This window comes from Enterobacter sp. 22499, assembly GCF_052044815.1.
Taxonomy (GTDB): domain Bacteria; phylum Pseudomonadota; class Gammaproteobacteria; order Enterobacterales; family Enterobacteriaceae; genus Enterobacter; species Enterobacter bugandensis.
Genome location: NZ_JBQENR010000004.1, coordinates 156,822 through 177,516 on the forward strand (window position 1 = coordinate 156,822; position 20,695 = coordinate 177,516).

Annotated in this window: 14 protein-coding genes; 8 read left to right on the plus strand and 6 right to left on the minus strand. The window is 55.5% G+C overall.

What is annotated here, in order from left to right:
* The first annotated feature begins 93 nt into the window (after window positions 1–93).
* From pdhR to lpdA, 4 genes are all read left to right on the plus strand, one after another.
* Window positions 94–858, plus strand: coding sequence for a pyruvate dehydrogenase complex transcriptional repressor PdhR (gene pdhR, locus ACTJI7_RS14245; RefSeq protein WP_006173806.1), 765 nt, complete (start codon window positions 94–96; stop codon window positions 856–858).
* A 123-nt stretch (window positions 859–981) separates the two neighbouring features.
* Window positions 982–3,645: a pyruvate dehydrogenase (acetyl-transferring), homodimeric type gene (aceE, locus tag ACTJI7_RS14250; RefSeq protein WP_028015529.1), complete on the plus strand. Its 2,664-nt coding sequence runs from the start codon at window positions 982–984 to the stop codon at window positions 3,643–3,645.
* A gap of 14 nt (window positions 3,646–3,659) precedes the next feature.
* Entirely contained in the window at window positions 3,660–5,558 is a 1,899-nt protein-coding gene (gene aceF / locus ACTJI7_RS14255; protein WP_136486631.1) for a pyruvate dehydrogenase complex dihydrolipoyllysine-residue acetyltransferase, read from the plus strand.
* 175 nt (window positions 5,559–5,733) lie between these two features.
* A complete protein-coding gene (lpdA, locus tag ACTJI7_RS14260) occupies window positions 5,734–7,158 on the plus strand; it encodes a dihydrolipoyl dehydrogenase (RefSeq protein ID WP_023332094.1) in 1,425 nt (474 codons plus the stop codon).
* A gap of 53 nt (window positions 7,159–7,211) precedes the next feature.
* On the opposite strand, the gene ACTJI7_RS14265 is transcribed toward lpdA, so the two are convergent.
* Window positions 7,212–8,003 carry a DUF2950 family protein gene (locus tag ACTJI7_RS14265; RefSeq protein ID WP_063154795.1) on the minus strand — a complete coding sequence of 264 codons (792 nt, stop codon included), beginning with the start codon at window positions 8,001–8,003 and terminating at the stop codon, window positions 7,212–7,214.
* Window positions 8,004–8,013: 10 nt separating this feature from the next.
* On the minus strand, window positions 8,014–9,561 hold the full coding sequence (locus ACTJI7_RS14270) for a DUF3300 domain-containing protein (RefSeq protein ID WP_059357878.1): 1,548 nt from the start codon (window positions 9,559–9,561) through the stop codon (window positions 8,014–8,016).
* Window positions 9,562–10,454: 893 nt separating this feature from the next.
* Between ACTJI7_RS14270 and acnB the strand changes: the two genes are divergently transcribed.
* Together acnB and yacL are read left to right on the plus strand one after the other, a co-directional pair.
* Window positions 10,455–13,052 carry a bifunctional aconitate hydratase 2/2-methylisocitrate dehydratase gene (gene acnB, locus ACTJI7_RS14275; RefSeq protein ID WP_309264702.1) on the plus strand — a complete coding sequence of 866 codons (2,598 nt, stop codon included), beginning with the start codon at window positions 10,455–10,457 and terminating at the stop codon, window positions 13,050–13,052.
* 190 nt (window positions 13,053–13,242) lie between these two features.
* Window positions 13,243–13,605, plus strand: coding sequence for a protein YacL (yacL, locus tag ACTJI7_RS14280; RefSeq protein WP_041911228.1), 363 nt, complete (start codon window positions 13,243–13,245; stop codon window positions 13,603–13,605).
* 31 nt (window positions 13,606–13,636) lie between these two features.
* Here the strand turns inward: yacL and speD are convergent, their stop codons facing one another.
* The 3 genes from speD to ACTJI7_RS14295 all read right to left on the minus strand — a co-directional run bounded on the left by speD (window position 13,637) and on the right by ACTJI7_RS14295 (window position 15,764).
* Window positions 13,637–14,431 carry an adenosylmethionine decarboxylase gene (speD, locus tag ACTJI7_RS14285; protein ID WP_028015535.1) on the minus strand — a complete coding sequence of 265 codons (795 nt, stop codon included), beginning with the start codon at window positions 14,429–14,431 and terminating at the stop codon, window positions 13,637–13,639.
* A complete protein-coding gene (speE, locus tag ACTJI7_RS14290) occupies window positions 14,432–15,301 on the minus strand; it encodes a polyamine aminopropyltransferase (RefSeq protein WP_192978847.1) in 870 nt (289 codons plus the stop codon).
* A 115-nt stretch (window positions 15,302–15,416) separates the two neighbouring features.
* A complete protein-coding gene (locus ACTJI7_RS14295) occupies window positions 15,417–15,764 on the minus strand; it encodes a YacC family pilotin-like protein (protein WP_014882582.1) in 348 nt (115 codons plus the stop codon).
* A 145-nt stretch (window positions 15,765–15,909) separates the two neighbouring features.
* Here ACTJI7_RS14295 and cueO point away from each other — a divergent pair, with 145 nt between their 5' ends.
* Window positions 15,910–17,469 carry a multicopper oxidase CueO gene (cueO, locus tag ACTJI7_RS14300; RefSeq protein WP_192978845.1) on the plus strand — a complete coding sequence of 520 codons (1,560 nt, stop codon included), beginning with the start codon at window positions 15,910–15,912 and terminating at the stop codon, window positions 17,467–17,469.
* Between the two features lie 74 nt (window positions 17,470–17,543).
* On the opposite strand, the gene ACTJI7_RS14305 is transcribed toward cueO, so the two are convergent.
* On the minus strand, window positions 17,544–19,934 hold the full coding sequence (locus ACTJI7_RS14305) for a glucose/quinate/shikimate family membrane-bound PQQ-dependent dehydrogenase (protein ID WP_126817824.1): 2,391 nt from the start codon (window positions 19,932–19,934) through the stop codon (window positions 17,544–17,546).
* A gap of 208 nt (window positions 19,935–20,142) precedes the next feature.
* Between ACTJI7_RS14305 and hpt the strand changes: the two genes are divergently transcribed.
* Window positions 20,143–20,679, plus strand: coding sequence for a hypoxanthine phosphoribosyltransferase (gene hpt / locus ACTJI7_RS14310; protein ID WP_032644976.1), 537 nt, complete (start codon window positions 20,143–20,145; stop codon window positions 20,677–20,679).
* The last annotated feature ends 16 nt before the right edge of the window (window positions 20,680–20,695 follow it).

The following is a 20,695-nucleotide window of genomic DNA, read 5'->3' on the forward strand; positions in this document are numbered from 1 at the left end:
GGACAGAAGGTGAATACTTTGTTACTTTAGCGATACGAACTAGAAATTGGTAAGACCAATTGACTCCGGGCAAAAAGGCGTAAGACAGGGAATATGGCCTACAGCAAAATTCGCCAACCAAAACTATCTGATGTGATTGAGCAGCAGCTGGAGTTTTTAATCCTCGAAGGGACTCTGCGCCCGGGTGAGAAACTTCCGCCAGAACGCGAGCTGGCAAAACAGTTCGACGTTTCACGTCCCTCTCTGCGTGAGGCGATTCAACGCCTCGAAGCAAAGGGCTTGCTGCTTCGTCGCCAGGGCGGCGGAACCTTTGTGCAAAACAGCCTGTGGCAGAGCTTCAGCGATCCGCTGGTAGAACTTCTCTCTGACCACCCAGAATCCCAGTTTGACCTGCTTGAGACCCGTCACGCGCTTGAAGGTATTGCGGCCTATTATGCCGCCCTTCGCAGCACTGATGAAGATCGCGTGCGTATCCGCGAACTGCATCAGGCCATTGAACGGGCACAGCAGTCCGGCGATTTAGACGCCGAGTCCAGCGCCGTTGTCCAGTATCAAATCGCCGTCACCGAAGCGGCACACAACGTGGTGCTCCTCCATCTGCTACGCTGCATGGAGCCGATGCTGGCCCAGAACGTTCGTCAGAATTTTGAATTGTTGTATGCCCGTCGGGAGATGCTCCCGCTGGTAAGCAACCATCGCACCCGAGTATTCGAGGCGATAATGGCCGGGGAGCCGGAGCAGGCGCGCGAAGCGTCGCACCGTCACCTGGCTTTCATTGAGGAAATCTTGCTGGACCGCAGCCGTGAACAATCGCGTCGCGAACGTTCATTACGCCGCATACAGCAACGAAAGGATTAAGCGCCAGGTACTTTTAGAGCGCGGCAACTAAACGCAGAACCTGTCTTATTGTGTTCTTGCCCAAGAGCACAATGGGACAGGTTCCAGACAAATCAACGTATTAGATAGATAAGGAATACCCCCATGTCAGAACGTCTCCAAAATGACGTGGATCCGATCGAAACTCGCGACTGGCTACAGGCGATCGAATCGGTCATCCGTGAAGAAGGTGTTGAGCGCGCTCAGTATCTGATTGATCAGCTGCTTTCTGAAGCTCGCAAAGGCGGCGTGAAGGTTGCTTCAGGTGCAGGGGCTAGCAACTACGTAAACACGATTGCCGTTGAAGACGAACCGGAATACCCGGGCAATCTGGATCTGGAACGTCGTATCCGTTCTGCAATCCGCTGGAACGCCATCATGACCGTTCTGCGCGCGTCCAAGAAAGACCTGGAACTGGGTGGCCACATGGCGTCCTTCCAGTCTTCTGCGACCGTTTACGAAGTGTGCTTCAACCACTTCTTCCGTGCAGCGAACGAGAAAGACGGCGGCGATCTGGTGTACTTCCAGGGCCACATCTCTCCGGGCATCTATGCACGTGCATTCCTGGAAGGTCGTCTGACTGAAGAGCAGATGAACAACTTCCGTCAGGAAGTTCACGGTAAAGGTCTGTCTTCTTATCCGCACCCTAAACTGATGCCTGAATTCTGGCAGTTCCCGACCGTATCTATGGGTCTGGGCCCAATCGGTGCGATCTACCAGGCTAAATTCCTGAAGTATCTGGAACACCGTGGTCTGAAAGACACCTCTGAGCAGACCGTTTACGCCTTCCTGGGCGACGGCGAAATGGATGAGCCAGAATCTAAAGGTGCGATCACCATCGCAACCCGTGAGAAGCTGGACAACCTGTGCTTCATCATCAACTGTAACCTGCAGCGTCTGGATGGTCCGGTAACCGGTAACGGCAAGATCATCAACGAACTGGAAGGCATCTTCGCAGGTGCTGGCTGGAACGTGATCAAAGTCATGTGGGGTTCCCGTTGGGACGAACTGCTGCGTAAAGACACCAGCGGTAAACTGATCCAGCTGATGAACGAAACCGTTGACGGCGACTACCAGACCTTCAAATCCAAAGACGGTGCCTACGTGCGTGAGCACTTCTTCGGTAAATACCCTGAAACCGCCGCGCTGGTTGCCGACTGGACTGATGAGCAGATCTGGGCCCTGAACCGCGGTGGTCACGATCCGAAGAAAATTTACGCTGCACTGAAAAAAGCGCGTGAAACCAAAGGTAAAGCGACTGTAATCCTGGCCCACACCATCAAAGGTTACGGCATGGGTGATACCGCAGAAGGTAAAAACATCGCTCACCAGGTTAAGAAAATGAACATGGACGGCGTGCGCTATATCCGCGACCGTTTCAACGTTCCAGTGACCGATGAGCAGGTAGAAAACCTGTCTTACATCACCTTCCCGGAAGGCTCTGAAGAGCACAAGTACCTGCACGAACGTCGTCAGGCGCTGAAAGGCTACCTGCCAGCTCGTCAGCCTAACTTCACCGAGAAGCTGGAACTGCCGGCGCTGGAAGACTTCTCTCAGCTGCTGGAAGAGCAGAACAAAGAGATCTCTACCACCATCGCTTTCGTTCGTGCCCTGAACGTGATGCTGAAGAACAAGTCGATCAAAGATCGTCTGGTTCCAATCATCGCCGACGAAGCGCGTACTTTCGGTATGGAAGGTCTGTTCCGTCAGATCGGTATTTACAGCCCGAACGGCCAGCAGTACACCCCGCAGGACCGTGAGCAGGTTGCATACTACAAAGAAGACGAGAAAGGTCAGATTCTGCAGGAAGGTATCAACGAGCTGGGCGCAGGCGCATCCTGGCTGGCTGCTGCGACTTCATACAGCACCAACAACCTGCCGATGATCCCGTTCTACATTTACTACTCCATGTTCGGGTTCCAGCGTATCGGTGACCTGTGCTGGCAGGCAGGCGACCAGCAGGCTCGCGGCTTCCTGATCGGTGGTACTTCTGGTCGTACGACTCTGAACGGTGAAGGCCTGCAGCACGAAGATGGCCACAGCCACATTCAGTCTCTGACTATTCCTAACTGTATCTCTTACGACCCGTCTTACGCGTACGAAGTTGCTGTCATCATGCATGACGGTCTGCAGCGCATGTACGGTGAAGCGCAAGAGAACATTTACTACTACATCACCACCCTGAACGAAAACTACCACATGCCGGCAATGCCAGCAGGTGCCGAGGAAGGTATCCGTAAAGGTATCTACAAACTCGAAACCATTGAAGGTAGCAAAGGTAAAGTTCAGCTGCTGGGCTCCGGTTCTATCCTGCGTCACGTGCGTGAAGCAGCGCAGATCCTGGCGAAAGACTACGGCGTGGGTTCCGACGTGTACTCTGTGACTTCCTTCACCGAACTGGCGCGTGATGGCCAGGATTGTGAGCGCTGGAACATGCTGCACCCAATGGAAACCCCACGCGTTCCGTACATCGCTCAGGTGATGAACGACGCGCCAGCGGTGGCGTCCACTGACTATATGAAACTGTTCGCTGAGCAGGTTCGTACTTACGTTCCAGCTGATGATTATCGCGTTCTGGGTACTGACGGCTTCGGTCGTTCTGACAGCCGCGAAAACCTGCGTCACCACTTCGAAGTTGATGCTTCTTACGTGGTTGTAGCAGCACTGGGCGAACTGGCTAAACGTGGCGAAATCGATAAGAAAGTGGTTGCGGACGCAATTACCAAATTCAACATCGATGCAGAAAAAGTTAACCCGCGTCTGGCGTAAGAGGTAAAAGAATAATGGCTATCGAAATCAAAGTGCCGGACATCGGGGCTGATGAAGTTGAAATCACCGAGATCCTGGTCAAAGTGGGCGACAAAGTTGAAGCTGAACAGTCGCTGATCACCGTAGAAGGCGATAAAGCCTCTATGGAAGTCCCGTCTCCTCAGGCTGGCATCGTTAAGGAGATCAAAGTCTCCGTTGGCGATAAAACCGAGACTGGCAAACTGATCATGATTTTCGATTCCGCCGACGGTGCAGCAGCAGCTGCACCTGCGCAGGAAGAGAAGAAAGAAGCCGCTCCGGCCGCCGCTGCTCCAGCAGCTGCCGCGGCAGCGAAAGAAGTGAACGTGCCTGACATCGGCGGTGACGAAGTTGAAGTCACTGAAATCCTGGTGAAAGTGGGCGATACCGTTGCGGCCGAGCAGTCACTGATCACCGTAGAAGGCGACAAAGCCTCTATGGAAGTACCAGCGCCATTCGCCGGTACAGTAAAAGAGATCAAGATCAACACCGGCGACAAAGTGTCTACCGGGTCGCTTATCATGATCTTCGAAGTGGCGGGTGCTGCACCTGCTGCCGCGCCTGCACAGGCCGCTGCTCCGGCTCCGGCCGCAGCACCAGCCGCTGCTGGCGGCGCGAAAGACGTTAACGTACCGGACATCGGCGGTGACGAGGTTGAAGTCACCGAAGTGATGGTAAAAGTGGGCGACAAAGTTGCCGCTGAACAGTCACTGATCACCGTTGAAGGCGACAAGGCTTCCATGGAAGTGCCTGCGCCGTTCGCCGGTACCGTTAAAGAGATCAAAATCAGCACCGGCGACAAAGTGTCTACCGGCTCCCTGATCATGGTCTTCGAAGTGGAAGGCGCTGCGCCTGCCGCAGCTCCGGCTGCCGCGGCTGCTCCAGCACCGGCTGCTGCACCGGCTCAGGCTGCTAAACCAGCCGCTGCCCCTGCTGCAAAAGCAGAAAAATCAGAGTTCGCTGAAAACGACGCTTACGTCCACGCGACTCCGCTGATTCGTCGCCTGGCGCGCGAATTCGGTGTGAACCTGGCGAAAGTGAAAGGGACCGGCCGTAAGGGTCGTATCCTGCGCGAAGACGTTCAGGCTTACGTGAAAGACGCGGTGAAACGCGCCGAAGCTGCACCTGCGGCAGCCGCTGGCGGCGGTATCCCGGGCATGCTGCCATGGCCGAAAGTGGACTTCAGCAAGTTCGGCGAAATCGAAGAAGTGGAACTGGGCCGTATCCAGAAAATCTCTGGTGCGAACCTGAGCCGTAACTGGGTGATGATCCCGCACGTTACCCACTTTGACAAAACCGATATCACCGATCTGGAAGCGTTCCGTAAACAGCAGAACGCCGAAGCCGAGAAGCGTAAGCTGGACGTGAAATTCACCCCAGTGGTCTTCATCATGAAGGCGGTTGCTGCGGCTCTGGAACAGATGCCACGCTTCAACAGCTCCCTGTCCGAAGACGGCCAGAAGCTGACGCTGAAGAAATACATCAACATCGGTGTTGCGGTTGATACGCCAAATGGTCTGGTTGTTCCGGTATTCAAAGACGTGAACAAGAAGAGCATTACCGAGCTGTCCCGTGAACTGACCACCATCTCCAAGAAAGCGCGTGATGGTAAGCTGACTGCCGGCGAAATGCAGGGCGGCTGCTTCACCATCTCCAGCATCGGCGGCCTGGGTACCACCCACTTCGCGCCGATTGTGAACGCGCCGGAAGTGGCTATCCTCGGTGTGTCCAAGTCCGCGATGGAGCCGGTGTGGAATGGCAAAGAGTTCGTGCCGCGTCTGATGATGCCAATCTCTCTGTCCTTCGACCACCGCGTGATCGACGGGGCTGATGGTGCGCGTTTCATCACCATCATCAACAACATGCTGAGCGACATTCGCCGCCTGGTGATGTAATCGAAAAGCCGGCCAGTCGGCCGGCTTTTTTCTGATAATCTCATGGTGTTTATGAGGTTATTGGTGAAAGCGACAATTCGTGAGCCGTTTGTTGTTTCAAAATTGTTAACAATTTTGTAAACTGCGGGCGGATAGAACGACCCGGTGGACGACGGGTATAAACTAAGAGGTCATGATGAGCACAGAAATCAAAACTCAGGTCGTAGTACTTGGGGCAGGCCCGGCAGGTTACTCCGCAGCATTTCGTGCAGCGGATTTAGGTCTGGAAACCGTCATCGTAGAGCGTTACAGCACCCTCGGCGGTGTTTGTCTGAACGTCGGCTGTATCCCTTCTAAAGCGCTGCTGCACGTAGCGAAAGTTATCGAAGAAGCCAAAGCGCTGGCTGAACACGGTATCGTCTTCGGCGAGCCGAAAACCGATATCGACAAAATTCGTACCTGGAAAGAGAAAGTTATCACTCAGCTGACCGGCGGTCTGGCGGGTATGGCCAAAGGCCGTAAAGTGAAAGTGGTAAACGGTCTGGGTAAATTCACCGGTGCGAACACCCTGGAAGTGGAAGGCGAAAACGGCAAAACCGTTATCAACTTCGACAACGCGATCATCGCGGCAGGCTCTCGCCCAATCGAACTTCCATTCATTCCACATGAAGATCCACGCGTGTGGGATTCCACCGATGCCCTGGAACTGAAAACCGTTCCTAAGCGTCTGCTGGTTATGGGCGGCGGTATCATCGGTCTGGAAATGGGTACCGTGTACCATGCGCTGGGTTCAGACATTGACGTGGTTGAAATGTTCGACCAGGTTATCCCGGCTGCTGACAAAGACATCGTTAAAGTCTTCACCAAGCGCATCAGCAAGAAATTCAACCTGATGCTGGAAACCAAAGTGACTGCCGTTGAAGCGAAAGAAGACGGTATTTACGTTTCCATGGAAGGCAAAAAAGCCCCATCCGAACCACAGCGTTACGACGCCGTGCTGGTGGCTATCGGTCGTGTACCGAACGGTAAAAACCTCGACGCGGGCAAAGCTGGCGTGGAAGTGGACGACCGTGGCTTCATCCGCGTTGACAAACAGCTGCGCACCAACGTGCCGCACATCTTTGCTATCGGCGACATCGTCGGTCAGCCAATGCTGGCGCACAAAGGCGTTCACGAAGGTCACGTTGCCGCTGAAGTTATCGCCGGCATGAAGCACTACTTCGATCCGAAAGTGATCCCATCTATCGCGTACACCGAGCCAGAAGTTGCATGGGTCGGTCTGACCGAGAAAGAAGCGAAAGAGAAAGGCATCAGCTACGAAACCGCCACCTTCCCGTGGGCTGCTTCTGGCCGTGCTATCGCGTCCGACTGCGCAGACGGTATGACCAAACTGATCTTCGACAAAGAGACTCACCGCGTAATCGGTGGTGCGATTGTCGGTACCAACGGCGGTGAGCTGCTGGGTGAAATCGGTCTGGCTATCGAAATGGGCTGTGACGCGGAAGACATCGCGCTGACCATCCACGCGCACCCGACGCTGCACGAGTCCGTGGGCCTGGCGGCTGAAGTGTTTGAAGGTAGCATTACTGACCTGCCAAACGCGAAAGCGAAGAAGAAATAAGTTTCTTCAGATGAAAAAAAGCGGCCTGAGGCCGCTTTTTTTATGCGCGGCGTTCAGGGGGCTACAGGCTGCCAGGTGTTATCAGGTGCGTATGAGGTCAGCGCCCGGGCCTTCTGCTCCGAATCGCTGCCGAGATCGGACTGGTACACCTTGTCGTCCTGGTTTATCACAAAGCTCATGACGCCTGTCTGACCATAGCTGACAGGCCACGCCACCATCGCGAAACCGTGATTATCTGGCAGGATGCGGAAGCGATAGCCATGGTAACCCGCGCCTGGCTCTTTAGGGCTAAATGCCGGACCAAGCGGGCTTGGCGCTTCGCCGGGCGAGACGGGCCAGTACAGACCGTCCTTTTTCCCCTCAGAACTGACAATCTTCTGCGCGTATTTCTGGTTCATCGCAAAATAGCTCTGCTGAGCGGCCACGTAAGCATGCAGGGCTTCGATGGCGGCAAGTTCGTTGCGCCCAATTTCGCGGGTCAGGATCTCCTCGGCGCCTTCTTTGATGTCAAACTGCCAGCCGGAGGCGGTTTTGATCACCGGAATGGGAAGTTGCCAGCCGCTGTCTCCGACAACCAGATGCGCTTTATCGCCTTCGACAATGGTGTTATGACGGACTTTCCAGTCGCGCAGAAAGCGATCGACTGCGTCAGGATCAACGCCTTCAGGGGGCAGGAAGTCGCGCCAGTTCTCACCGAGCAGGTTGCTCATCGCGCTTTCGTTTTGCTCGCGGATGGCGCTTTCCAGCGCATTGCTAGCCTGTTCTGGTGAGCTGAAGGATTGCTGCGCCATGACGGTCGCCGAGACCATGAACAACACCATTCCACTGAGTAATTTACGTTTCATGTCGGCTCCCTTAGCGATGACGGAATTCACGGTGTTCAGCACGTCCAGCCGCTGCCGGGCGTAGCTGCTGCTGACGAGCGGCGAGGTGTCTGCTTTGCGCCCCACGCTGCTGCTGCGCCTGCCAGTTGGCGGAACGGCTGTCGTTGCCGCTCAGTGCATTGGCCCGGAGTTGACTGTTTCGCTGCTGGAAGGGACGTTGCTGAGAAGGCTGAACCCGTTTCTCTTGTCTCTGCGCGGTGGTCTGTCGGTTTTCTCGCTGCTGCGTGGTGGCCCGCTTCGCCGTCTGCGGTTTGGTGTCATAGCCACGGTAGTTATTGCGCTGAGAAATCTGTTTCAGCTGTTCACTTGAGGCCTGTCGCTGCGCCGCTTTCGTGCCCGGGCGAGCAGTCTGTGGGAAGGTTTTACCTGTCGATTTCTCCATCTGGCTCAGCGCCGCCTGACGCTGGCTATCGCGATTAACCGGTTGCTGCGTTGCACTAAGCCCCGTGGCCGTGTTGGTGGAGTGGAAACGCGTGTTGAGCTGGTTTGTCGGGTAGGGGACACCTTCCCGATAGGCCGGGTTGTGCTGCCAGGTACGGTTGGCGTCCGTCAGACGTTGTCCGCTGATTTTATTGAAGTTCTCAACGTTAATATTGATGTTGTTATCACCGTTGCGGTTGTAGCCGCCGTGATTATCCCAGTCACCGTCATGATGATGGTCCCAGTCATCGTCATCATCCCATTCGATATTGCTGAAGATGGCATAAGTTGTGGCGACACCCAGGCTGAAACCTAAGCCGTTGACGAAGCTGTTGCCAAACTGCTCCCCGGGTGACGGCGGGAGATAGGTTGGCGGATAACCGGTGTTGGGCCAGGTTCCGTAAACCATATTGGGATTATAGGTGGGGACGTAAACCACCTGCGGGTCGGCAGATTCAATTTTGATCACCGTCGGGGCCGGTGCGGACGTGGTGGTTGACGTTGACTCGGTGGTGCTGGTTTTTGCCGGTGCGGGTTTCGTTACCGTGGTGACCGTCTGCTGAGGCGTAGATTGCAAGGCGCCGGTCTTCTGCGCCAGCGCGCGCAGGCGTTGAACGGAATCCATTACATCTTTCGGCTGCGCGAGAAACGCATCGCCCAGATTTTGTACCCACGGCGGATTCTCTCCCATCAGCGACATAAGCTGAGGAAACGCGACCAGGGATTTTACGCTGGGATCCCAGGGCTGGCTGGCAACGGCCTGAATCGCGGCGTCCCCTTCCATTTTGGGGTTGTCTTTGGACCACTGCGCCGCTTGAATCACGTTGGCCGGGTAGGTCGAGGCCATCAAGATTTGTGACAGCAGAGCATCCGGGTAGAGCGCGATGGGGGCAACCCACTGATCGATTTGCGCGGCAGTGTAGGTTGGCGCGACAACAGGGGCCGGCTGGGCTGCGGTAGGCGCTGACGGTGGTTGCGCGACGGGGGCTGGCGCAACGGGTTCCGTTGCACGACTTTTGACAAACATGACGCCTGAGGCGGCAAACAGCCCGGCACTGCACAGAAGGACAAGCAGATGTGGCTTAAAGGGCAACTTCATAAAATGACTCCAACGAGACAGGCGCTGTGCCGTGAGGCGTTACGGTTGGCGTGAGTATTATTCACCCGTCTTTTACTGTTTTGACTTTTATTGGGAAGCGTCCGGTACGTCCGGATAAAGAGTGTGAGTATTTATTACACAATTATATGCGATGCGGGAAAAGGCACCGGGAATTCAGATGGCCGCTCTTGCGAGCGGCCAGCAGCTAGTTGCCGAGGTTGACGACAAACAGCACCGTGATGTCGGATATGTTCCAGCCACCGTGCAGCGCGGTAAGCAGTAAACCAATTGCAACGATCAGCGCAATGATTCGCATCTCCATTGCGTGCGTTCCTGTACAGGCTACGCGGGTTCCTTCTTCACCGGAAAAGGCAGAACCTGGCAAATGAGTACATTGCCGCGTAGGTTACGGAACTGCTTCCGGGCCCGGTGACTGGTTGCTACACCAGCGAAGCAGGCCGGGGGCAACAGTATTACAGCCGAAATGGACTGAAAAGAGGTGAAATGCAGTTTCATCCTTTTACATTCGAAACTGGATGGCGGCTCGTAAACACAAAATATGTGCTTGCGGATCTGCATACTCAGGAGCATTATTCATGCCGAGTGCATTGCCGCAAATCTGCCAACCCGGTGTGCTACCACCGCAAGGCAACAAAATAACCGCTACCAGGCGGTTTTTTTGTCCCCAAAATTCACCTCGTCTCCCCGCTACACCATGCTTAACGATTCAGCAAACTTTTTAATGTTGCTTTTTTGTAAACGGATTAACACTGTGCAGAAATCCTGCTATGCTGCCCGACGCGGTATCGGGCATTTACCCTACAAACTGCTGTCTCACAGGAGCGTGAAGAGAACGCCCGCCGCATATGACAATGAGAGCGAGGAGAACCGTCGTGCTAGAAGAATACCGTAAGCACGTAGCAGAACGTGCCGCCGAGGGAATTGTACCCAAACCTTTAGATGCAACCCAAATGGCCGCGCTCGTCGAGCTGCTGAAGAACCCGCCTAAGGGCGAAGAAGAATTCCTGTTAGATCTGTTGATCAACCGCGTACCGCCTGGCGTAGATGAAGCTGCCTACGTAAAAGCCGGATTCCTTGCTGCTATCGCCAAAGGCGAAGCCACCTCCCCACTGGTTACTCCTGAAAAAGCCATTGAACTGCTCGGCACCATGCAGGGTGGTTACAACATTCATCCGCTGATTGACGCGCTGGATAACGACAAGCTGGCACCGATTGCCGCTAAAGCGCTCTCTTCCACGCTGCTGATGTTCGATAACTTCTACGACGTAGAAGAAAAAGCCAAAGCGGGCAACGTCTATGCGAAGCAGGTGATGCAGTCCTGGGCCGATGCCGAATGGTTCCTGAACCGCCCTGCGCTGGCGGAAAAAATTACCGTGACCGTCTTTAAGGTGACCGGTGAAACCAACACCGATGACCTGTCTCCGGCACCGGACGCGTGGTCTCGTCCAGATATCCCGCTGCACGCCCTGGCGATGCTGAAAAACGCCCGTGAAGGCATTGAGCCAGATCAGCCGGGCGTGGTGGGCCCGATAAAACAGATCGAAGCGCTGCAGAAGAAAGGTTTCCCGCTGGCCTACGTCGGTGACGTTGTGGGTACCGGCTCTTCCCGTAAGTCCGCCACCAACTCCGTACTGTGGTTCATGGGCGACGATATTCCGCACGTGCCGAACAAGCGCGGCGGCGGCCTGTGCCTCGGTGGCAAAATTGCGCCAATCTTCTTCAACACCATGGAAGATGCGGGCGCGCTGCCAATTGAAGTAGATGTGAGCAACCTGAACATGGGTGACGTGATTGACGTCTACCCGTATAAAGGCGAAGTGCGCAACCACGAAACCAACGAGCTGCTGGCAAGCTTCGAACTGAAAACCGACGTGCTGATTGACGAAGTGCGTGCCGGTGGCCGTATTCCGCTGATCATTGGGCGCGGCCTGACCACCAAAGCGCGTGAAGCGCTGGGTCTGCCGCACTCCGACGTTTTCCGTCACGCGAAAGACGTGGCAGAAAGCAACCGCGGCTTCTCGCTGGCACAGAAAATGGTGGGTCGCGCTTGCGGCGTAGCCGGTATCCGTCCTGGCGCATACTGCGAGCCGAAGATGACCTCCGTGGGCTCTCAGGACACCACTGGCCCAATGACCCGTGACGAACTGAAAGACCTGGCGTGCCTGGGCTTCTCTTCTGACCTGGTGATGCAGTCCTTCTGCCACACGGCGGCCTATCCGAAGCCGGTTGACGTGACCACGCACCACACGCTGCCAGACTTCATCATGAACCGCGGCGGCGTGTCACTGCGTCCGGGTGACGGTGTCATCCACTCCTGGCTGAACCGCATGCTGCTGCCGGATACCGTGGGTACCGGCGGTGATTCCCATACCCGTTTCCCAATCGGTATCTCCTTCCCGGCGGGCTCCGGCCTGGTGGCGTTTGCTGCAGCGACCGGCGTAATGCCGCTGGACATGCCTGAATCGGTGCTGGTGCGCTTCAAGGGCAAAATGCAGCCGGGCATCACTCTGCGCGACCTGGTTCACGCGATCCCGCTGTATGCCATCAAACAGGGCCTGCTGACCGTTGAGAAGAAAGGCAAGAAAAACATCTTCTCTGGCCGCATCCTGGAAATTGAAGGTCTGCCGGATCTGAAAGTGGAGCAGGCGTTCGAGCTGACCGACGCCTCCGCCGAGCGTTCTGCGGCTGGCTGTACCATCAAGCTGAACAAAGAGCCGATCATTGAGTATCTGACCTCCAACATCGTGCTGCTGAAGTGGATGATTGCGGAAGGCTACGGCGATAGTCGTACGCTGGAGCGTCGTATTCAGGGCATGGAGAAATGGCTGGCGGATCCGCAGCTGCTTGAAGCTGACGCAGACGCAGAGTACGCGGCGGTGATCGACATCGATCTGGCGGATATTAAAGAGCCAATCCTGTGTGCGCCGAACGATCCGGACGACGCGCGTCTGCTCTCTGACGTGCAGGGAGATAAGATCGACGAAGTGTTCATCGGCTCCTGTATGACCAACATCGGCCACTTCCGTGCTGCCGGTAAGCTGCTGGATACCCACAAAGGCCAGCTGCCGACCCGCCTGTGGGTGGCACCGCCAACCCGTATGGACGCGGCTCAGTTGACCGAAGAGGGTTACTACAGCGTGTTCGGTAAGAGCGGGGCGCGTATCGAAATCCCTGGCTGCTCCCTGTGTATGGGTAACCAGGCGCGTGTGGCCGACGGTGCGACGGTGGTTTCCACCTCTACCCGTAACTTCCCGAACCGTTTAGGTACTGGTGCGAACGTCTACCTGGCCTCTGCGGAGCTGGCGGCGGTTGCGGCGCTGATTGGCAAACTGCCAACGCCGGAAGAGTACCAGACCTTCGTGGCGCAGGTGGATAAGACGGCGGTGGATACCTATCGCTATCTGAACTTCGACCAGCTTTCTCAGTACACCGAGAAGGCTGACGGGGTGATCTTCCAGACGGCGGTATAATCAGCAAAACCGTCTCTACGAGACGGTTTTTAGTGTTTGCACCTTCTCCCGTGGGAGAGGGACGGGGTGAGGGCATCAGGCCGCAGGGTCTTGCTCTCACCTTTTTATTTTCATTCCTCCCACCTCTCCCGCTTTTTTTCTTTCCCTCTGCTGCGATAATTACCCTAATGGCTTTGCAGAGGAAAACGCTATGGATTACGAATTTTTGCGCGACATCACCGGCGTGGTGAAAGTGCGCATGTCGATGGGGCACGAAGCCGTTGGACACTGGTTTAACGAAGAGGTGAAAGAAAATCTCGCCCTTCTTGATGAAGTCGAACAGGCGGCAAATACGGTGAAAGGCAGCGAGCGCTCCTGGCAACGCGCCGGGCATGAGTACACCCTGTGGATGGACGGCGAAGAGGTGATGGTGCGCGCCAACCAGCTTGAGTTTTCAGGGGATGAGATGGAAGAGGGGATGAGCTACTACGACGAAGAGAGCCTGTCGCTGTGCGGCGTGGAAGACTTCCTGCAGGTAGTGAATGCCTACCGTGAGTTTATGAAACAGAAGTAACTCCCCGAAGCGTCCCTGCTCCGGGCAACACTTACACGGCCGGAATATTGCGGCCGTAGTAGATTTCGCGCATCTCTTTCCAGAGCAGGTCGGTGATGACCTTGCGCTCTTCTTCACTTAAATCTTCCGGCTTCGTGTGGAACATGTAGTGCTTAAGGTCGAACTCCTTAAGCATCATCTTGGTATGGAAGATGTTTTCCTGGTACACGTTCACGTCCATCATGTCATACAGCGATTTCATGTCCTCGGACATAAAGTTCTGAATGGAGTTGATCTCGTGGTCGATGAAGTGCTTCATGCCGTTGATATCACGGGTAAAACCGCGCACGCGATAATCAATCGTGACGATGTCCGATTCCAGCTGGTGGATTAAATAGTTCAGCGCGTTCAGCGGGGAAATCACGCCGCAGGTCGACACTTCAATATCCGCGCGGAAAGTGCACAGCCCGCCTTCCGGGTGGCTTTCCGGGTAGGTGTGAACGCAGATATGGCTTTTGTCGAGGTGGGCGACGACCACTTCCGGCAGCGGACCCGGGTGTTCAGTTTTGTCGATAAGCTGCGGGTCGACCGGCTCTTCGCTGACCAGAATGGTGACGCTGGCACCCTGGGGCTCATAATCCTGTCGTGCGATGTTCAGAATATTGGCACCGATGATCGAGCAGGTTTCTGACAGGATCTCGGTCAGACGGTTGGCGTTGTAGAGTTCATCGATATAGGCGATGTAACCATCGCGTTCTTCCGCTGTTTTGGCATAGCAGATATCGTAAATACAAAAACTCAGGCTTTTAGTCAGGTTGTTAAAGCCATGTAGTTTAAGCTTTTTCAATTAGCTCACCTCCTTAGTGGATAATGCGTCTTGCAGGTACTGCGGCAGAGCAAACGCTGCGGTATGAATAGCCGGATTGTAGTAGCGGCACGTGAGCCCGGCCTGATGGAAGCGGGCCTGGATAATTTCGGTAGAGAGATGACGCAGCACGTCGTTGTCCGTTGCCCATGCAAAGGTCATGATCCCGCCGTAGTACGTCGGAATTGCCGCCTGATAGAAGCTGACGTCACCGAAATAGGTGCTGAGCTTGCGATGGCTGTCGAGCGCTTCGTCCTGCTGCAGGAAGCAGACACCGTTTTGTGCGACGAAGATCCCGCCCGGGTTCAGGCAGCGCTTGCAGCCTTCGTAGAACGAGGAGGTAAACAGCGACGCGCCAGGGCCGATGGGGTCGGTACAGTCAGAGATAATCACGTCGAAGGTCTGCGTGGTCTGGTTAACAAAGTTAACGCCGTCGTCGATAACCAGATTAAAGCGCGGATCGTCATAGCTGCCGGCATTATGGTTGGGCAGGTACTGGCGGCAGAAAGAGACCACGCCCGCATCGATCTCAACCATGGTGATGGTTTCAATGGAACGATGACGTGAAACCTCGCGCAGCATTGCGCCGTCGCCGCCGCCGATAATCAGAACATGCTTCGCGTGTCCGTGGGCCAGCAGCGGAACGTGGGTCATCATCTCATGATAAATAAACTCGTCGCGCTCGGTCGTTTGAACTACGCCATCCAGGGCCATCACGCGGCCAAAGGCGGTGTTTTCGAAGATGATCAGATCCTGGTGATCCGTTTTCTCATGATAGAGCACGTTATCAACGGCAAAGTACTGACCAAACTGGTCATGCAGTGTTTCATGCCACAACGTGTGGTCGGCCATACGCGGACTCCTCCTTTGTTAACATCCGTAACGCTCACAAAAAATGAGCGAAACATGATAGCTAACTATAACCGTGGTTGCACGGGTATAGGTTGAACAGGGGGCGTCGGGAAGGTTATTTCACGTAGGCGAGCAGGCTGAGCGAATCGCGGGCCAGCGCTTTGCATTTTTTAGCCGTGGGAATGCCAATACCGCTCAAGTCACGGTAGCTGTCTTCACCGAGCGCCTTCATGTCAAAGCTGTCGTAGTTGCTGAGATCCCACTGGTTCTGCTGGGCGAAAAAGACCAGCGCGCGGCGAATTTGCCCGTTGGGTAAATTCTGGTAGCCACAATCATTTTTCAGGAATACAAAAACCGCCGTTAAATCGGCCATATCTTCCGCTTCATTTTCACTGAGCGCATAGCTGTTCGCACACATTGCCATCAGGCTTCCGAACAAAATTGTCCTGAAAAACGTCTTCATTGCTTCTACCACTTCTTCACGGAAAATTAACGTTAGCACACTTGATGCCAGTGCGACGATCTTTATTATTGCCGCTTTACTTGACCTTCCGGTAAGGGGAGGGTTTATGCTCAAAAGATCGCCTGCTGGAAATAAGGAAATGAACATGCAACGTCGTGATTTTTTAAAATATTCCGCTGTGCTGGGGGTTGCCAGCGCATTACCACTCTGGAGCCGCGCGGTTTTTGCGGCTGAAAGGCCTGCCTTACCCATTCCTGACTTACTGACCGCAGACGCACGTAGCCGTATTCAGCTCGTTGTTCAGGCCGGTAAAACCTCCTTCGGCGGGCACAGCGCTATTACCTGGGGCTACAACGGCAATCTGCTCGGCCCGGCACTTCAGTTACGCAAAGGGAAAGCGGTGACGGTGGATATCCACAATACGCTTGCCGAGGAGACCACGCTGCACTGGCACGGGCTGGAAGTCCCGGGCGAAGTGGATGGTGGTCCCCAGGGCGTTATCAAGCCTGGGGGTAAACGCAGCGTAACCTTTACCCCTGACCAGCGGGCGGCAACCTGCTGGTTCCACCCGCATCAGCACGGCAAAACGGGCCATCAGGTGGCAATGGGGCTGGCCGGACTGGTGTTGATTGAGGATGACGAAAGCCGTCTCCTGCGCCTGCCGAAACAGTGGGGTATCGACGATGTGCCGGTGATTGTGCAGGACAAAAAATTCAGCGCGGACGGGCAGATTGACTACCAGCTGGACGTGATGAGCGCGGCGGTCGGCTGGTTTGGCGATACGCTGCTGGCCAACGGTGCGATCTATCCGCAGCACGCCGCCCCGAAAGGCTGGCTGCGCCTGCGCTTGCTTAACGGCTGTAACGCCCGCTCGCTGAACTTCGCCACCAGCGATAAGCGCCCGCTTTACGTGGTGGCAAGCGACGGCGGCCTGCTGCCGGAACCGGTAAAAGTGAGCGAGCTGCCGATGCTGATGGGCGAACGCTTCGAAGTGCTGGTGGACATCAGCGACGGCAAGCCGTTTGACCTGGTAACGCTGCCTGTCAGCCAGATGGGGATGGCAGTGGCGCCGTTTGATAAACCGCATCCGGTGCTGCGCATTCAGCCACTACAGATCACCGCCTCCGGTATGCTGCCGGACACCTTAGCCACGCTGCCAGCTCTCCCGTCGCTGGATGGGCTCACGCAGCGTAAGCTTCAGCTCTCCATGGACCCGATGCTTGACATGATGGGCATGCAGGCGCTGATGAAAAAGTATGGCAATCAGGCCATGGCGGGAATGCACCACGGCCAGATGATGGGCCACATGAATATGGACCACGGCAAAATGGGCGGTATGGATCACGGCGGTCACGGGTTCGATTTCCACAACGCCAACAAAATCAACGGCAAAGCGTTCGATATGAACACGCCGATGTTTGCCGCCACGAAGGGGCAGTTTGAGCGCTGGGTGGTTTCAGGTGAAGGGGACATGATGCTGCACCCGTTCCATATCCACGGCACGCAGTTCCGTATTCTGTCTGAGAACGGCAAAGCGCCTGAAGCGCATCGAGCAGGCTGGAAAGATACGGTGAGAGTGGAAGGCGGCGTCAGCGAGGTGCTGGTGAAGTTCGACCATGAAGCGCCTGAAGAGTTTGCCTATATGGCGCACTGTCATCTGCTGGAGCATGAAGATACGGGGATGATGCTCGGTTTTACCGTATAAAAAAAGCCGGGTGGCGGCTTCGCCTTACCCGGCCTGCATTGCTAAAAACGGCAACTTTCGTTGCCGTTTTGCTTTTATTTGCCTTCGTCCGGCAATGCATACGCGACAATATAGTCGCCCATCTTCGTACCAAACGAACCGTGACCACCCGCAGAAATGACAACGTACTGCTTGCCATTCACTTCATAGGTCATCGGCGTTGCCTGTCCACCGGCCGGCAGACGGCCTTGCCACAGTTTTTCACCGTTGGTCATATTGTACGCGCGCAGGTAGTTATCTGCGGTTGCCGCGATGAACAGCACGTTACCGGCTGTGGAGATTGGACCACCCAGCATTGGCATACCCATATTGAACGGCACCGGAACCGGCATCGGGAACGGCATGCTGTCCTGTGGGGTACCAATACGTTTTTTCCAGACGATCTGGTTGGTTTTCAGATCCAGACCGGAAATGTAACCCCAGGCAGGCTGTTTACACGGCAGACCAAACGGAGACAGGAACGGGTTCAGGGTAACGCCAAACGGTACGCCATACTGCGGCTGGATACCGGCTTCGGTCCCGCTGCCTTTCGCGTCTTTCGGCTGCTCCATCGGGTTACCCGGACCGCGTGGGATCAGACGGGAAACGAACGGCAGCGCCATTGGGTTGGCAATCGCTACCTGACGGTTAGGGTCGACGGAAATACCGCCCCACTCGAACATTCCCAGGTTGCCCGGGAAGACCAGCGTGCCCTGCTCAGACGGCGGTGTGAAGATGCCTTCATAGCGCAGCTGATGGAACATCACGCGGCACACCAGCTGGTCAAACATGGTGGCACCCCACATGTCTGCACCGCTGAGGTCTTTCTTCGGACGGAAGCTCAGGTCAGAGAACGGCTGGGTTTTGCTGACGTAGTCGCCTTTGGCCGCACCCTGCGGAACCGGTTTTTCCGGGGCAGGCACAACCAGCTTACCGTTGCTGCGATCCAGCACGAAGATGTTGCCGGTTTTAGCCGGAGCGTAAATGACCGGCACGGTTTTGCCGTTAACGGTAATGTCCGCCAGCGTCGGCTGGGACGGCATATCCATATCCCACAGATCGTGGTGAACGGTCTGATAGCTCCACGCCAGCTTACCGGTGGTTGCGTTCAGCGCCAGGATAGCGCTCGCATAACGTTCCTGCTCCGGCGTGCGGTTACCGCCCCAGATATCCGGCGTGGATACGCCCATCGGCAGGTAGACCAGGTCCAGCTTCGCGTCATACGCGGCTGGTGCCCAGGAGTTCGGCGAGTTGAAGGTAAAGGTGTGCTCGTCAGACGGGATCGCGTTTGGATCTTTCGCGCCCGGGTCGAAAGCCCACAGCAGTTTACCGGTGTTCACGTCGAAACCACGGATAACGCCGGAGGTTTCACGCGTAGAGAAGTTATCCGTTACCGAACCGGCAATCACGATGGTTTTATCGGTGATGATTGGCGGGGAGGTTGGCTCATACAGACCCGGCGTGGTGTCCGGCATGTTGGTCTGCAGGTTCAGAATGCCTTTGTTGGCGAAGGTTTCGCACAGCTTGCCGGTCTCAGCGTTGATGGCAAACAGACGGCCATCGTTCACCGGCAGCATAATGCGGCGAGGACAGTCAGCAATGACTTCCGGGCTGGCATTATCGGCGCGCGCTTCGTGGTAAGAAACGCCGCGGCAGGTGACATGCTGGAAGGACGGGTTGGAGTTCAGCTGTGGATCAAAGTGCCATTTCTCTTTACCGGTGGCCGCGTCGAGCGCGAACAGACGCTGGTGCGCCGTACACAGGTAGAGCATATCGCCGACTTTAATTGGCGTCACTTCATTGGTCAGTTCACCCGGATCGTTCGGCATCTTCAGGTCGCCGGTACGGAATACCCAGGCTTCTTTCAGGTTCTTAACGTTGTCCGCGTTGATCTGCTTCAGCGGGGAGTAGCGTTGACCTTCCTGGTTACGGCCATAAGCAGGCCAGTCACCGTCAGCGACCTGCGAGATAGCTGCCGCAGGCGTGGACTCCGCGTTCAGCGTACCGTTGATCTCCTGCGGGTCGTTAAAGCCAGCCCAGGTGAGAATGCCGCCGCTGATTAACAGAGCCACCAGCAGGGCTGCAACGGCACCGCTGGAAGGGACAATCAGGCGGCGCCAGACAAACGGCAGGATCAGCCAGATACCGAAGAAGACCAGGATGTCGCTGCGCGGCGTCAGGGCCCAGAAATCGAAACCGACTTCCCAGACGCCCCAGATCATGGTGGCAAGAAGGAGGGCGGCATACAGCCACAGTGCGGATTGTTTTCTACGCCAGAGCAGGACGGTTACGCCAAGCATAACCAGGCCCGCAATCGGGTAGTACCAGGAGCCGCCGATCGCGACCAGCCATACGCCACCGATTAACAGGTACAGGCCGCAGAAGGCGGCGAATAGCGCTGTTAGTGTCACCAGTAGACGCGGCTGTTTAGTGTTTGTTTCAGCCATAGAAAGTGTACTCGTCAGTTTTTGTTAATAATTTGCTAGCAACTAATTATAGGTGTTAACAAGTGTGATCGGAATCACAATATTTGCTTTTTATAACTCATACGCCAGGCTTATCCATTTACTGATATAATGGCTGGCTTGCGTATCGATGCCGGAGCAAGATTCATCCGCATTGAAAGATTTTCATCAAAATCATTTGGTTAGTAATATGAAACATACTGTTGAAGTGATGATCCCGGAAGCCGAGATCAAAGCGCGTATCGCCGAACTGGGTCGTCAAATCACCGAGCATTACAAGGACAGCGGCAGCGAAATGGTGCTGGTTGGTCTGCTGCGCGGTTCTTTCATGTTCATGGCAGACCTGTGCCGTGAAGTGCAGGTACCGCACGAGGTCGATTTTATGACCGCTTCCAGCTACGGCAGCGGCATGTCCACAACCCGTGATGTGAAAATCCTGAAAGATCTGGATGAAGATATTCGTGGCAAAGATGTGTTGATCGTTGAGGACATTATCGACTCCGGCAACACCCTTTCAAAGGTGCGCGAGATCCTGAGCCTGCGCGAGCCGAAATCGCTGGCGATTTGTACGCTGCTGGATAAACCGGAGCGTCGTGAAGTGCAGGTGCCGGTGGAGTTTGTCGGTTTCTCCATCCCGGACGAGTTCGTGGTGGGTTACGGCATTGATTACGCGCAGCGTTATCGTCATCTGCCGTATGTTGGGAAAGTGGTATTGCTGGACGAGTAATTGCGGGCTGATGCCC